This is a genomic window from Pseudomonas sp. S31, from assembly GCF_016648105.1.
Taxonomy (GTDB): Bacteria; Pseudomonadota; Gammaproteobacteria; order Pseudomonadales; family Pseudomonadaceae; genus Aquipseudomonas.
In genome coordinates this window covers 42,337-55,369 of the sequence record NZ_JACVVE010000008.1, presented here as the reverse complement: position 1 = coordinate 55,369, position 13,033 = coordinate 42,337, and the positions used below count along the sequence as shown (strand labels likewise).

Sequence of the window (13,033 nt, the reverse complement as noted above, 5' to 3'; positions counted from 1 at the left end):
ATGAGCAGCCTGGCCAAGCTACGACCGGGCTCGCTGCGCGGCGCCAGCAATTTGCTGTACCGGCGCCCGAACCTCTACCTGGCGCTGCTGCTGGTACCGCCGTTGATCTGGTTCGGCGCCATCTACCTGGGTTCGCTGCTGAACCTGCTGTGGCAGGGCTTCTACACCTTCGACGACTTCACCATGGCGGTGACGCCGGACCTCACCCTGGGCAACTTCGCCGCCCTGTTCAACCCGGCCAATTTCGACATCATCCTGCGCACCCTGAGCATGGCCGTGGCGGTGTCACTGGCAAGCGCCGTGCTGGCGTTCCCCATCGCCTACTACATGGCGCGCTACACCAGCGGCAAAACCAAGGCATTTTTCTACATCGCGGTGATGATGCCGATGTGGGCCAGCTACATCGTCAAGACCTATGCCTGGACCCTGCTGCTGGCCAAGGGCGGCGTCGCCCAGTGGTTCGTCCAAGTGCTGCACCTGGAGGGTTTGCTGCAGGCGCTGCTGGCGATACCCGGAGTCGGTGGCAGCACCCTCTCGACCTCGCACCTGGGGCGTTTCATGGTGTTCGTGTACATCTGGCTGCCGTTCATGATCCTGCCGATCCAGGCGGCGCTCGAACGCTTGCCGCCGTCGCTGCTGCAGGCCTCGGCCGACCTGGGTGCCAGGCCTGGGCAGACGTTCGTGCAGGTGATCCTGCCGCTGTCGATTCCAGGCATCGCCGCTGGCTCGATCTTCACCTTCTCGCTGACCCTGGGCGACTTCATCGTGCCGCAGTTGATCGGGCCACCGGGGTATTTCATCGGCAGCATGGTCTATGCCCAACAGGGGGCGATCGGCAACATGCCCATGGCCGCAGCCTTCACCTTGGTGCCGATCGTGCTGATCGCCGTGTACCTGTCCATCGTCAAGCGCCTGGGGGCCTTCGATGCACTCTGAAAAACCCTCTGTGGGCCTGCGCCTCGCGGCCTGGGGCGGGCTGGTGTTCCTGCACTTCCCGATCCTGATCATCTTCCTCTATGCCTTCAACACCGAGGATGCGGCGTTCAGCTTCCCGCCCAAGGGCTTCACCCTGCACTGGTTCGCCGTGGCCTTCGCCCGCGCCGATGTGCTGGAGGCGATCAAGCTGTCGTTGCAAGTGGCCTGCCTGGCCACGCTGATCGCCCTGGTGCTCGGCACCCTGGCCTCGGCGGCGCTCTACCGGCGCGACTTTTTCGGCAAGGAGAGTATCTCGCTGATACTGATCCTGCCCATTGCCTTGCCCGGCATCATCACCGGCATCGCCCTGCTCTCGGCGTTCAAGAGCCTGGGCATCGAACCCGGCGTGTTCACCATCGTGGTCGGCCACGCCACCTTCTGCGTGGTGATCGTCTACAACAACGTCATCGCCCGCCTGCGCCGCACCTCGCAGAGCCTGATCGAAGCCTCGATGGACCTCGGCGCCGACGGTTGGCAGACGTTCCGCTACATCATCCTGCCCAACCTCGGCTCGGCGCTGCTGGCCGGCGGCATGCTGGCCTTCGCCCTGTCGTTCGACGAGATCATCGTCACCACCTTCACCGCCGGCCATGAGCGCACCCTGCCGATCTGGCTGCTCAACCAGCTGAGCCGCCCGCGCGACGTGCCAGTGACCAACGTGGTCGCCATGCTGGTGATGCTGGTGACCATGCTGCCGATCCTCGGCGCCTACTACCTGACCCGCGGCGGCGAAAGCGTCGCGGGCAGCGGCAAATGACCTTGGAGGAGTCCCCCATGCAAACCCGAATGCTGATCAACGGCCACTTGGTAGCGGGCCAAGGCCCGGCCTGGACCGTGCTAGACCCAGCCCGGGGCACGGCCCTGGCGCAGATCAACGAAGCCACCGAGGCCCAGGTCGATGCCGCCGTGCGCGCTGCCGACCAGGCCTTCGACAGCTGGTCGCAGACCTCCCCCCGCGAGCGCTCCCTGGCGCTGCTGGCCCTGGCCGATGCGGTGGACACGCATGCCGAGGAGCTCGCCGGGCTGGAATCACGCAACTGCGGCAAGCCACTGGGCGCCGCGCTGGGCGACGAATTGCCGGCGATTGCCGACGTATTCCGCTACTTCGCCGGCGCCGCCCGCTGCCTGGGCGGCTCGGCGGCCGGTGAATACCTGCCGGGGCACACTTCGATGATCCGCCGCGACCCGTTGGGCGTGGTGGCCTCGATCGCGCCCTGGAACTACCCGCTGATGATGCTCGCCTGGAAGATCGCCCCGGCCCTGGCGGCGGGCAACACCGTGGTGATCAAGCCCTCGGAGCTGACCCCGCTGACCGCCCTGCGCCTGGGCGAGCTGGCCAAGGACCTGCTGCCTGCCGGCGTGCTCAACATCCTCTTCGGCCGCGGCCAGACCGTGGGCAACCCATTGGTCACACATCCCAAGGTGCGCATGGTGTCGCTGACCGGCTCCATCCCGACCGGCGCACACATCATCGGCGCCACTGCCGACAGCGTGAAGCGCATGCACATGGAACTGGGTGGCAAGGCGCCGGTGCTGGTGTTCGACGATGCCGACGTGGACGCCGCCATCGAGGGCATACGCACCTTCGGTTTCTACAATGCCGGCCAGGACTGCACGGCGGCCTGCCGCCTGTATGTGCAGGACGGCATCTATGAAGATTTCGTCCAGCGCCTGGGCGAAGCGGTGGTCAGCCTCAAGCCGGGCGTGCAGGAGGCCGAGGGCACCGAACTCGGCCCGCTGATCAGCGCCCAGCACCGTGACAAGGTCAGTGGCCTGGTGCAGCGCGCCATCGCCCAGCCGCACATTCGCCTGGTCACGGGTGGCAAGGCATTGCCGGGCGAGGGGTTCTTCTTCGAGCCGACGGTGCTGGCCGACGCCCTGCAGGACGACGAGATCGTGCGCAACGAAGTGTTTGGCCCGGTGGTCTCGGTGACCCGCTTCACGGATGAAGCCCAGGCGCTGGAATGGGCCAACGATTCCGAGTACGGCCTGGCCTCATCGGTGTGGACCCGCGACACCGGGCGCGCCCATCGGCTGGCGGCACGCTTGCAGTATGGGTGTACCTGGGTGAATACCCACTTCATGCTGGTCAGTGAAATGCCCCATGGGGGGCAAAAGCATTCGGGGTATGGCAAGGACATGTCGATGTATGGGTTGGAGGACTATACCTGCGTGCGGCATGTGATGATCAAGCATTGATTGAAGTGCCTGGGTTGAGGCTCAGACCTCAATCCAGGACAGTTCCTACATCGCGTTTAGCTCATTCCTGATCTCGCTTCCTTTACGATGCATTCATCCAAAAGAGATGTTAATAAGGCCAGGGTCCATGGAACATCGGGGGCATACCGCAAATGTGAGATACAGCAAAGAGGACGGTTTATGGGTGGGCCACCTTTGCTCCACCCGCGATATCGTCGGGTTTCACGCCCGATCACGTAGAACGCTTTATTCGGCCTTCAAAGAAGCGGTTGATGACTATCTGGAAGTAAAACACCAACTGCAGATTCCATGTGACCTCTGTAGGAGTGGGTTTACCCGCGAACACCGGCGAAGCCGGTGCCATTCACCGCGTTGCCTTCTTCGCGGGTAAACCCGCTCCCACAAGGGATGCGGGTCCCTGGCTGCCAATTATCAATCCCGCAAATCCGACTCATGAATCGGATTCGCCCGGCTGGTAGCCCGCTGATACTGCGCTGGCCAAGTGGCCTTGTTGCCACCCAGGTCATCGTCGGCATGCAGCGGCCAGTACGGGTCGCGCAGCAGTTCCCGGGCAAGGAAGATCAGATCGGCCTGGCCCGTGCGCAGAATGTGCTCGGCCTGGGCGGGTTCGGTGATCATGCCGACGGTGCCGGTGGCGATTTCCGCTTCCTTGCGCACGCGCTCGGCGAAGCGGGTCTGGTAGCCCGGCCCGGTGGGGATCTCGGCGTTGACCGAGGTGCCGCCCGAAGACACATCGATCAGGTCGACCCCCAGCACCCGCAAGCGACGCGCCAGCTCGACGGTTTCATCCGGGTTCCAGCCGTCTTCGACCCAGTCAGTGGCAGACACACGCACCAGCAACGGCAGCTCCTGGGGCCAGACCTTGCGCACCGCCTCGGTCACCTGCAGGGTCAGGCGAATACGATTTTCGAAGCAGCTGCCGTACTCGTCGCGGCGCTGGTTGCTCAGCGGCGACAGGAACTGGTGCAGCAGGTAGCCGTGCGCGGCGTGGATCTCCACCACCTTGAAACCGGCCTCGAGGGCTCGCTTGGTGGCAGCCACGAACGACTCGACGATGTCCTGGATCTCATCCTTGCTCAGCTCGCGCGGCGGGGTGTGCTGCGGGTCGAAAGCGATCTTCGAAGGCCCGACCGGCTGCCAGCCGCCCTCCTCGACCTTGACGCTGCCATGCTTGCCCAACCAGGGCCGATGAGTGCTGGCCTTGCGCCCGGCGTGAGCCAGCTGGATGCCGGGTATGGCGCCCTGGGCGGTGATGAAGCGGGTGATGCGTTGCAGCGGGGCGATCTGTTCGTCGCTCCACAGGCCGAGGTCTTCGGCGGTGATCCGGCCGTCATCGGTGACTGCGACGGCCTCGGTGATGACCAGGCCGGCGCCACCGACGGCGCGGCTTCCCAGGTGAACGAGATGCCAGTCGTTGGCCAGGCCATCGACGGCGGAATACTGGCACATCGGCGAGACGGCGATGCGGTTGGGCAGGGTCAGCTGACGCAGGGTGTAAGGCTCGAGCAGCAGGCTCATGAGGGCACCTCCCAGGAACTCCAATGGTGATCCGCCCCGGGCTCGAGTGTGTCGCCGGCCCGGTTTCGGTCATTAATCAGACTAGACCAGATTGGGTGGGGGGAGGTTTCGTAGGATTTGCTATCGGCCTGCCGGAGCGACCGTCCTGCTCAATTTCCAGGCCTGGTGCGATATCTGTAGGAGCGGCCTTGTGCCGCGATGGGGCGCGAAGCGGCCCCTTTGGATCAGCTGCGCCGTATAAACCCCGGGGCCGCTTCGCGGCCCATCGCGGCACAAGGCCGCTCCTACAGGGGGTAACCGCATGAATCATTCACCGCAGTTGAAGCCAATCTCCATATCGTTGATCAACGCCTTGGCCATCGCACTGAGCATGCGCGCTGCACTACCGGCGATCAGGTTGTTCTCCATCTCGGCTTCCTCGGTCAGGTGCTCGATGCAGCCAAGCAGGGCGGAGAGTTCGGCGAAGGCGTGATCGAGCGGGATGCCCGGGCGGATGGCGTACAGTTCGGAGAATTTCGTTTGCCCAGCTGTGGTGCGGGAGCCGAGCGCCGTTTTCATGGCGTACTCTCCAGGCCCTTGATATGGACGATCAATCCGCCCAGGACGTCGTTGAGGATTTCCAGGGTGTCGAGGGCGTAAATGCGCTCATCCTCGGTTTCGGCTTCCAGGTATTCATCACCGGCTTTGATCAGGCGCTGCATGAGGCCAGTGGCGCGGGCTATGGCTTCTTCGCGGCTGAGTGTGGGGGTAGTCAGGAGGTAGGAAGAGGGTTGGTCGATTGGTGGATCAGGTACGATTTTTTTCATGGTCATCTCGAATGTTGAGGAGCGACCACTCATATCCTTCTCACAGATTGGGTGGCAGCCGTACGCGAGGTGAGAAGACCGTGTTCGAGATCACCACGGCCAGACCGAAGTCTGCACGCGCACAGCTGCCATTACTGGCAAGCGATCTCAAAACACCGGGCTTCTCACACCCGGTCGCCAGTTGCGGCGACTCCGAGACGGTACAGTTGAAGTACCTGACTGCCTATCAGACGGCATTCGACACGGGTCGTAGGATAATTCCCTAAACCACCTAACCTGAAGCATTTGGTTTCAGGTTCAGAATCTTCTTACAGCTGATGGCCTCTTCGCGGCGGTTCGGCGCCCCGGGGCCCAGGCATCACGGCCTGTCCTCCATCTGTGCAGAAATCCTTGCCAACAATCCTTGCACCAAACCAGCCGCATACCGTTGCGCGCTCACCAACTCGTCGTCATCACCGCCATGAAACCGGGCATACCTGACCGCCCCGACCTTCTCGTAGCCGTCACTGAATTCATCATCACAAAAGCGCCGAGCCAATGCATCCAGCCCATCGCGCAATGCCTCTGGATGCCGCCCGGTACGGGCTCGATCAACAAACACCTTGGCCACCTCGTCCAAGGAGCCCGCATAGCGAAGGACATGGATGAGGTCGGCAGCATCCTTGTTCTCTTGTCGCTGGTCCAACGCAATCGCCTTCAAGATGACAAACGCTGGAACATCAGCAAAGCGCACCACGTCGACCGACACAGCCTCATCATCGAGCAGCGCAGCACCGATGACTTTCTCCTGATACCAGTCGTGGACGATCCTCGCGTGCTTGATGGTCAGCGCTGAAACCTGCTCACCGCTGACGTTCACCGCTTTACCCGGCTGCTCATCACCGGCATCCCGAAGCAGTTCGACCACGACTTCGATGTGCTCATCAACCTGGCGACGCCAACGCCATGACGTCGCTCTCCCCTCTTCAATCCATCGCCGGAAGCCACGCGTTTTCAATTGCTCTGCAAGACTGGCGTATTCATCACCCGTGGCCAGCACTTCGAGATTCAATATGACATCCACGTCTGAGGTGCCGGCATGCGGAGGCACCTCTGGCGGTGCTTCGGGAGTGAGGTAACGTGGAACCAGACCTCCCACCAAACGCAGGGTATCTTTGAGATTTCCGAATGCGCTGAGCAGCGTCAGCAACGTTCTTTCGCATGCCAACGTAACATCGGGCGTGTATCCACCTGCAGTACGTGGCTTCACTTCCTTGCCCATAAAGTCTCCAGATAGCTCCTCAGGTGGTCGGCCAATTCCGGATTTCGTCCACGGCCATCCAGTAGATCGAGGTACAGCACGTACGCACTGGCAATCCAGGCGGTGCTACCTGATTGCTTGTGGCGATAGAGCAGGCTGGCAGCCTCTCGCTCGATCAGGATAACGTTCGCTCCCTTGCTTGCCGGCTTGAGACCGAGCGCTTGCGCCAAACTGTCGGTGTACCCCTTGGGCACGATGATCTCTGCGCCTTGAGTGTCTGTCAGTAGGGGCGCGACCAAATTCGCAGCAGAATTGCCTGTAAACGCCCATGGAAAATCGACTTGGGAACGCTCTATTCGCTCAGCGAGTTGATCCAACTGCTGCTTGGGACTTTCGATGAATGTGTACCACTTCGTCCGGCTCTCTCTGCGCGCCTGCCAGTGTTCCGCCCAGGCGTCCAACAGCTTGCCAGGTTCCACGAGCCTTCTTCGCTTACCTGGACCACTTCCTACCGACTCAACCCATTCTCGCAGTGTTAGTTCTTGCAAGACCACAGAGCAGGTGTACGGCGAAGTGGCGGCCAATTCGGAGAGATCGGCACCGCTGAGCCACTCATGACTGCGCGTGATCAGGGCATGGATCACGCTTGCGCGCGCATCCGTGAATAATTCCACTGCCTGCTGTTGCTTTTTCTTTCCGCGCTTGACGGCCTTATCTACGTTGATTAGCCAGCAGTCATGTCTCAGATAGAGACTTGCATCAGGCTCGAAAAAGGCAATGTCTTGAGATGTCAGTTCCTGCTTAGCCCCTGGGCTGAGCGCTTCAGCGGCGATAAGCCCTACGGATTCGCATGAATGGTCGAGGCTGCGCTGGTACTGGCCAAGCTTCCACACTGCATTGCGGATATCTCTTGGGTAGACGCTTTTTTTTATCTCTACGCACACCATCAGTGTCTTGCTGGGCGTTTCGATTGCGATCAGCGCGTCTGGTGCTGATCCTGCCTCGGAGGCGCTGGCGGAGACGGGTATCTGGCGAACCTTGGCATTACCAGCGAATGCATCGTTGAATGCTGAGCACAACGCATCCACTACCTCGCGTTCGTAATCTTTCCGCGCAAATTGTTGCAGCACCATAGCTTAGCCCCTACTTCCTTCTTAGCTGCTCAGCAAATAACAACTCTAAAGCTAACATTAGCTCAATCGTCCATATTTGTTGAACAGCTAATAAGAAGCAGTGTGCTAACGTTCCTTACCGGTCGTGACCTCGGGGACTGGGCCGCTGCCTCACCGCGCCTCGATATGCGCAATCATCAACTGCACACTCTCATTCCCACGAAACTCGTTCACATCCAACTTGTACGCCAGCTCCACCCAGCGCACCGTCGGGTTCGGCCATACCTCGCGGTCGATGCCGAAGGCAATGCCATCCAGCCGTACCGAGCCACATTCGCTCTTGAGCACCACCTTCAGGTGCCGCTCGCCGACCACTCGCTGCTCGACCAGCTGGAACACGCCATGGAACAGCGGCTCGGGGAAGTGCTGGCCCCACGGCCCGGCATGGCGCAGGGCCTTGGCCAGGTCGAGGTGGAATTCTTCCACCGCCAGTACGCCGTCCGACAACAGGCGGCCGGTCAGGTCTTCTTCGCGCAGCTGGCGACGGACTTCCTCATCGAACGCTTCGGCAAACGCAGGGAAGTTGCCCTCGGGCAACGACAGGCCGGCGGCCATGGCGTGCCCGCCGAACTTGCTGATCAGCTGCGGATGACGCGCGGCCACCGCATCCAGGGCATCACGAATATGGAAGCCCGGTACCGAGCGTGCCGAGCCTTTGAGCATGCCGTCGCCGGCATCGGCGAAGGCGATGGTCGGGCGGTGATAGCGCTCTTTCAGGCGCGAGGCGAGGATGCCGATCACACCCTGGTGCCAGTCGGCGTCGAACAGGCACAAGCCGTAGGGCATCGACTCCACCGGCAGGTCCTTGAGCTGGGCCAGCGCCTCACGCTGCATGCCCTGCTCGATCGACTTGCGGTCCTGGTTCAGGTCATCCAACTGCTGGGCCATGTCCTGGGCCAGGGCCGCGTCTTCGCACAGCAGGCACTCGATCCCCAGGCTCATGTCGTCCAGGCGCCCGGCCGCGTTCAGGCGCGGGCCGAGGATGAACCCCAGGTCGGTGGACGTGATGCGGCGGTGGTCGCGGCGGGCCACTTCGAGAATCGCCTTCAGTCCTGGTCGCGCACGGCCGGCACGAATGCGTTCGAGGCCCTGGTGCACCAGGATGCGGTTGTTGGCATCCAGCGGTACCACGTCGGCCACGCTGCCCAGGGCCACCAGGTCGAGCAGCTCGCCGATGTTCGGCTGCGGCTGGTTCTCATAGCGGCCCAGGCTGCGCAGGCGCGCGCGCAGGGCCATGAGCACGTAGAAGATCACCCCGACCCCGGCCAGCGACTTGCTCGGGAAGTCGCAGCCTGGCTGGTTCGGGTTGACGATGGCATCGGCGTCCGGCAGTTGCGGGCCCGGCAGGTGGTGGTCGGTGACCAGCACCTTGAGCCCGGCGGCCTTGGCCGCCGCCACGCCCTCGACGCTGGAGATGCCGTTGTCCACGGTCACCAGCAACTGCGGCTGGCGCTGCAGCGCCACCTCGACGATTTCCGGGGTCAGGCCGTAGCCGTATTCGAAGCGGTTGGGCACCAGGTAATCGACATGGGCCGCGCCCAGCAGGCGCAGGCCGAGCAGGCCGACCGTACTGGCGGTGGCGCCATCGGCATCGAAGTCGCCGACGATGAGGATGCGCTGGCGCTGGTCGAGGGCATCGACCAGCAGGTCGACGGCCGCCTCGATGCCCTTGAGCTGCTGGTACGGCAGCAGCCGCGCCAGGCTCTTGTCCAGTTCGGCTTCGGACTGCACGCCGCGGGCGGCGTACAGGCGGGTCAGCAAAGGTGGCAGGTTACCCAGCAATGGCAGGGTCGGGGGCAGCGGGCGAGGTTCGATACGCATGGGATCTTCGGCAGTCGGCTATCGGTCGGTTCAGCCACGCTCGCCGAGCAGCCACTGAAGCTGCACTTCGTGCTGGCCACGGTCGTCGGTGACGAACAGCGTGCCTTCGCTGATCATCACATCCCACTTGATGGTGCGCGGCATGTCGGTGGCCAGCACTTCCAGCACCTCCTGTGGCACGGCAGCGATGCTGAGGTTCTTCAGGCCCTTGACCGCGCTCACCACCTTGCCTTCCCAGACCCGCAGGCTGCCGTAGGCCAGCAGGCTGGTGCGTTCGGTGCGGCGCGAGCACCAGGTCAGGCGCTCGGCGTCCGGCTGGCCGACTTCGATCCAGTGCAGGATGCGGTCATCCAGGCTCTTCTCCCACAAGGCAGCCTCGTCGACATCCGACAGGCCGCGACCGAACGCCAGGTTCTCGTTGTACCAAAGGGCATAGGCCAGCAGTCGCACAGCCATGCGTTCCTCGGTTTCCGAGGGGTGACGGGCGATGGTCTGCCGGACGTTTTCGTACACGCCGCGGTCGAGATCGGTCAGGTTCAGTTCGAATTTGTAGGTGGTGGACGGCTGGGCCATGGTCGACGGGCTTCTTGCGCAAAGAAAAGTCCCACAGTCTAACCGATCCTGCCGTTCGTTGCGCCGAGGGAGTACCTGCCGCCTCGGACCTATGATAAAACCTTGGGTCTGCCCAGTTGCCACGGATGCCTCATGTCTACCCCCAGCAAACCCCTCGCCGGCCTCAAGGTCGTCGAACTCGGCACTCTGATCGCCGGCCCGTTCGCCTCGCGCATCTGCGCCGAATTCGGCGCCGAGGTGATCAAGGTCGAGTCGCCCGACGGCGGCGACCCGCTGCGCAAATGGCGCAAGCTGTACGAGGGCACGTCGCTGTGGTGGTTCGTGCAGGCGCGCAACAAGCAATCGCTCACTCTCAACCTCAAGCACCCCGAAGGCCGCGAGATCCTCAAACGCCTGCTGGCCGAGGCCGACATCCTGATCGAGAACTTCCGCCCAGGCGTGCTCGAGAAACTCGGCCTGGGCTGGGACGTGCTGCATGCGCTCAACCCGCGCCTGGTCATGGTGCGCCTGTCCGGCTTCGGCCAGACCGGCCCGATGAAGGACCAACCGGGCTTCGGCGCGGTCGGCGAATCGATGGGCGGCTTGCGCTACATCACCGGCTTCGAGGACCGCCCGCCGGTGCGCACGGGCATTTCCATCGGCGACTCGATCGCCGCGCTGTGGGGCGTGATCGGCGCCCTGATGGCGCTGCGCCATCGTGAAGTCAACGGCGGCCAAGGCCAGGTGGTGGACGTGGCCCTGTACGAGGCGATCTTCGCCATGATGGAAAGCATGGTCCCCGAATTCGATGTGTTCGGCTTCATTCGTGAACGTACCGGCAACATCATGCCCGGCATCACGCCCTCCTCCATCCATACCAGCGCCGACGGCAAGCACGTGCAGATCGGCGCCAATGGCGATGCGATCTTCAAGCGCTTCATGCATGCCATTGGCCGCGCCGACCTGGCCGAAGACCCGGCCCTTGCCAGCAACGACGGGCGCGATGCACGACGCGACGAGCTGTATGGCGTGATCGACCGCTGGGCCAACAGCCTGCCGCTGCAGCAGGTGATGCAGGTGCTCACCGACGCCGAGGTGCCGGCCAGCCGCATCTACTCGGCCGAGGACATGTTCAGCGACCCGCAATTCCTGGCGCGTGAGATGTTTCTCCAGGCCAGGCTGCCAGACGGCAAGCCGTTCAAGATGCCGGGTATCGTCCCCAAGCTGTCCGAAACACCGGGTTCTGCGCAGTGGGTCGGCCCGACGCTGGGCGAACATACCGACCGCCTGCTGACCGGCCTGGGCTACGACGCCAGCGCCATCAGCAACCTGCGCGCAGCAGGCACCGTCTGATCACGCCCATGCCTGGCACACGCCTGGGGCGGGCGCTACTGGTGCTGTGCGGGCTGTTGCTCGCCCTGGTGCTGCAACCTGCAGCGGCCAAGGAGCGGTTGATCTGGCTGGTTCGCGACCTGCCGCCATTCACCGTCTTCGACGGCGCCGAAAAAGGCCAGGGCGTGATCGACCAGATGCTGCCCCTGCTGATCGCACAGATGCCCGAGTATGACCACAGCATCGTCCGGGTCAACCGTGCCCGGGGTACCCAGATGCTCCAGGCCGGCCATTTCGTCTGCGATCCGACCCTGATCTGGACCGCCGAGCGCGCGCGTTTCGTGCGTTACTCCATGCCTGCCCTGGGCGCGCTGAGCAGCGGGCTGGTGGTGCACAAGCAGAACGAACTGAAGCTGGCGGCCTTCAGCAACGGTGCCGATATCGACCTCAAGGGGTTGTTGACGCAAACACCGCTGAAGCTCGGCATCGTTGCCGAACGCAGTTATGGCACGCAAATCGACGAGATGCTGCGCAGCCTGCCCGACTCGGCGTTCAACCGCCATTATGGCAACGATGCCACCGCCAGCCTGTTGCAGATGCAGCAACTAGGGCGCCTGCAGTTGGTGCTGGGCTACTGGCCGGAAATGCGCTACCTGATCCAGCAGCATGGCGGCTCGCCCGCCGACTACCGCTTCCACCCGATCCAGGGCGTGAATCGCTACCAGTTCCTTCACGTGGGTTGTGCCGATACGCCACTGGGGCGCGCCGCCATCGCGCATATCGACCAGTTGCTACCGGCCCTGCGCCGCGACACCTTGCCGGCGCTCTATGCGCACTGGCTGGACCCGGCGCTGCGCGACGACTACCTGGAACAGAGCCGGCAGTTCTTCACTACGCCCTGATCGGCGGTCGGCGAAAAAAGAAACCCCGGGCGCTGGGGGAGAGACGCCCGGGGTCAACCGAAAGCCTTCGAGGCCTTCCAAAGCCACCTGCCGGCGCCGGAGCTGTGCGCTGGCAGATGACTTCTACAGTTTCTGAGGATGTACTCAGGCAAAGGTTCCCTGAGGCTGCTGGCATTGTCTCGATGCCGCTATCACGCAGGGCTGCAAACGACCCTCGGCGATTTGCAGGTCGCGGTGCAAACCGTCGACCAGGTCGACCAGCAGGCGCTGCTCCTGCAACTGACGCAGGCTCACCGTACGCCGCAAGGTGGTGCCACCGAGGTTGTCGGACACGGTCAACTGGCGGTTGCCGCCAGCATCCACGGGGCCGAGCTGGGTCTGATAAGGGCTCAGGGCTTCGTTGAGCAGTCTGCAGATTCTTTCCATCCGGATCACTCGCTGCGTGGGGGGACATGTGGGAATTGACCAGCAGGCGCAGCGGAAAGTTCGTCAACT

At 63.1% G+C, this 13,033-nt stretch carries 13 protein-coding genes; 5 read left to right on the top strand and 8 right to left on the bottom strand.

Annotation, left to right across the window (positions count from 1 at the left end):
- Genes IAE37_RS08470 through IAE37_RS08460 form a run of 3 tightly spaced genes read left to right on the top strand, consistent with a single transcriptional unit; the run spans position 1 to position 3,174 of the window.
- Positions 1–936, top strand: coding sequence for an ABC transporter permease (locus tag IAE37_RS08470; RefSeq protein WP_201172228.1), 936 nt, complete (start codon positions 1–3; stop codon positions 934–936).
- Entirely contained in the window at positions 926–1,732 is an 807-nt protein-coding gene (locus IAE37_RS08465) for an ABC transporter permease (protein ID WP_201172226.1), read from the top strand. The genes IAE37_RS08470 and IAE37_RS08465 overlap by 11 nt, the downstream gene beginning before the upstream one ends.
- Positions 1,733–1,749: 17 nt before the next feature.
- The gene (locus tag IAE37_RS08460) at positions 1,750–3,174 is read left to right on the top strand and encodes a gamma-aminobutyraldehyde dehydrogenase (protein WP_201172225.1); all 1,425 of its coding nucleotides are present in this window, start codon (positions 1,750–1,752) and stop codon (positions 3,172–3,174) included.
- Positions 3,175–3,606: 432 nt separating this feature from the next.
- Here IAE37_RS08460 and IAE37_RS08455 read toward each other — a convergent pair whose 3' ends face one another.
- From IAE37_RS08455 to IAE37_RS08425, 7 genes are all read right to left on the bottom strand, one after another.
- Positions 3,607–4,713 (bottom strand): NADH:flavin oxidoreductase/NADH oxidase, encoded by a 1,107-nt coding sequence (locus IAE37_RS08455; RefSeq protein WP_201172224.1) that lies wholly within the window; start codon positions 4,711–4,713, stop codon positions 3,607–3,609.
- A 306-nt stretch (positions 4,714–5,019) separates the two neighbouring features.
- Entirely contained in the window at positions 5,020–5,271 is a 252-nt protein-coding gene (locus tag IAE37_RS08450; protein ID WP_201172223.1) for a DUF3077 domain-containing protein, read from the bottom strand.
- Positions 5,268–5,519: a hypothetical protein gene (locus IAE37_RS08445; RefSeq protein WP_201172222.1), complete on the bottom strand. Its 252-nt coding sequence runs from the start codon at positions 5,517–5,519 to the stop codon at positions 5,268–5,270. Before IAE37_RS08445 ends, IAE37_RS08450 begins: the two co-directional genes overlap by 4 nt.
- Before the next feature lie 358 nt (positions 5,520–5,877).
- Positions 5,878–6,780: a hypothetical protein gene (locus IAE37_RS08440; protein ID WP_236409856.1), complete on the bottom strand. Its 903-nt coding sequence runs from the start codon at positions 6,778–6,780 to the stop codon at positions 5,878–5,880.
- Positions 6,765–7,892, bottom strand: coding sequence for a type IV toxin-antitoxin system AbiEi family antitoxin (locus IAE37_RS08435; protein ID WP_201172221.1), 1,128 nt, complete (start codon positions 7,890–7,892; stop codon positions 6,765–6,767). The genes IAE37_RS08440 and IAE37_RS08435 overlap by 16 nt, the downstream gene beginning before the upstream one ends.
- Positions 7,893–8,042: 150 nt before the next feature.
- The gene (recJ, locus tag IAE37_RS08430; RefSeq protein WP_201172220.1) at positions 8,043–9,752 is read right to left on the bottom strand and encodes a single-stranded-DNA-specific exonuclease RecJ; all 1,710 of its coding nucleotides are present in this window, start codon (positions 9,750–9,752) and stop codon (positions 8,043–8,045) included.
- A gap of 30 nt (positions 9,753–9,782) precedes the next feature.
- Positions 9,783–10,325 (bottom strand): YaeQ family protein, encoded by a 543-nt coding sequence (locus IAE37_RS08425; RefSeq protein ID WP_201172217.1) that lies wholly within the window; start codon positions 10,323–10,325, stop codon positions 9,783–9,785.
- Positions 10,326–10,457: 132 nt separating this feature from the next.
- Here IAE37_RS08425 and IAE37_RS08420 point away from each other — a divergent pair, with 132 nt between their 5' ends.
- Together IAE37_RS08420 and IAE37_RS08415 are read left to right on the top strand one after the other, a co-directional pair.
- Positions 10,458–11,657, top strand: a complete 1,200-nt coding sequence (locus IAE37_RS08420) for a CaiB/BaiF CoA transferase family protein (protein ID WP_201172216.1) — start codon at positions 10,458–10,460, stop codon at positions 11,655–11,657.
- Positions 11,658–11,665: 8 nt separating this feature from the next.
- Complete coding sequence (locus IAE37_RS08415) at positions 11,666–12,538, top strand: TIGR02285 family protein (RefSeq protein ID WP_201172214.1); 873 nt, start codon at positions 11,666–11,668, stop codon at positions 12,536–12,538.
- Between the two features lie 144 nt (positions 12,539–12,682).
- Here IAE37_RS08415 and IAE37_RS08410 read toward each other — a convergent pair whose 3' ends face one another.
- Entirely contained in the window at positions 12,683–12,964 is a 282-nt protein-coding gene (locus IAE37_RS08410) for a DUF3509 domain-containing protein (RefSeq protein ID WP_201172212.1), read from the bottom strand.
- Between the last annotated feature and the right edge of the window lie 69 nt (positions 12,965–13,033).

Excerpts from the sequence above, each read along its gene's own strand:
- IAE37_RS08470 (WP_201172228.1), top strand. The coding sequence starts at position 1 with ATGAGCAGCCTGGCCAAGCTACGACCGGGCTCGCTGCGCGGCGCCAGC.
- IAE37_RS08465 (WP_201172226.1), top strand. The coding sequence starts at position 926 with ATGCACTCTGAAAAACCCTCTGTGGGCCTGCGCCTCGCGGCCTGGGGC.
- IAE37_RS08460 (WP_201172225.1), top strand. The coding sequence starts at position 1,750 with ATGCAAACCCGAATGCTGATCAACGGCCACTTGGTAGCGGGCCAAGGC.
- IAE37_RS08455 (WP_201172224.1), bottom strand. The coding sequence starts at position 4,713 with ATGAGCCTGCTGCTCGAGCCTTACACCCTGCGTCAGCTGACCCTGCCC.
- IAE37_RS08450 (WP_201172223.1), bottom strand. The coding sequence starts at position 5,271 with ATGAAAACGGCGCTCGGCTCCCGCACCACAGCTGGGCAAACGAAATTC.
- IAE37_RS08445 (WP_201172222.1), bottom strand. The coding sequence starts at position 5,519 with ATGAAAAAAATCGTACCTGATCCACCAATCGACCAACCCTCTTCCTAC.
- IAE37_RS08440 (WP_236409856.1), bottom strand. The coding sequence starts at position 6,780 with ATGGGCAAGGAAGTGAAGCCACGTACTGCAGGTGGATACACGCCCGAT.
- IAE37_RS08435 (WP_201172221.1), bottom strand. The coding sequence starts at position 7,892 with ATGGTGCTGCAACAATTTGCGCGGAAAGATTACGAACGCGAGGTAGTG.
- recJ (WP_201172220.1), bottom strand. The coding sequence starts at position 9,752 with ATGCGTATCGAACCTCGCCCGCTGCCCCCGACCCTGCCATTGCTGGGT.
- IAE37_RS08425 (WP_201172217.1), bottom strand. The coding sequence starts at position 10,325 with ATGGCCCAGCCGTCCACCACCTACAAATTCGAACTGAACCTGACCGAT.
- IAE37_RS08420 (WP_201172216.1), top strand. The coding sequence starts at position 10,458 with ATGTCTACCCCCAGCAAACCCCTCGCCGGCCTCAAGGTCGTCGAACTC.
- IAE37_RS08415 (WP_201172214.1), top strand. The coding sequence starts at position 11,666 with ATGCCTGGCACACGCCTGGGGCGGGCGCTACTGGTGCTGTGCGGGCTG.
- IAE37_RS08410 (WP_201172212.1), bottom strand. The coding sequence starts at position 12,964 with ATGGAAAGAATCTGCAGACTGCTCAACGAAGCCCTGAGCCCTTATCAG.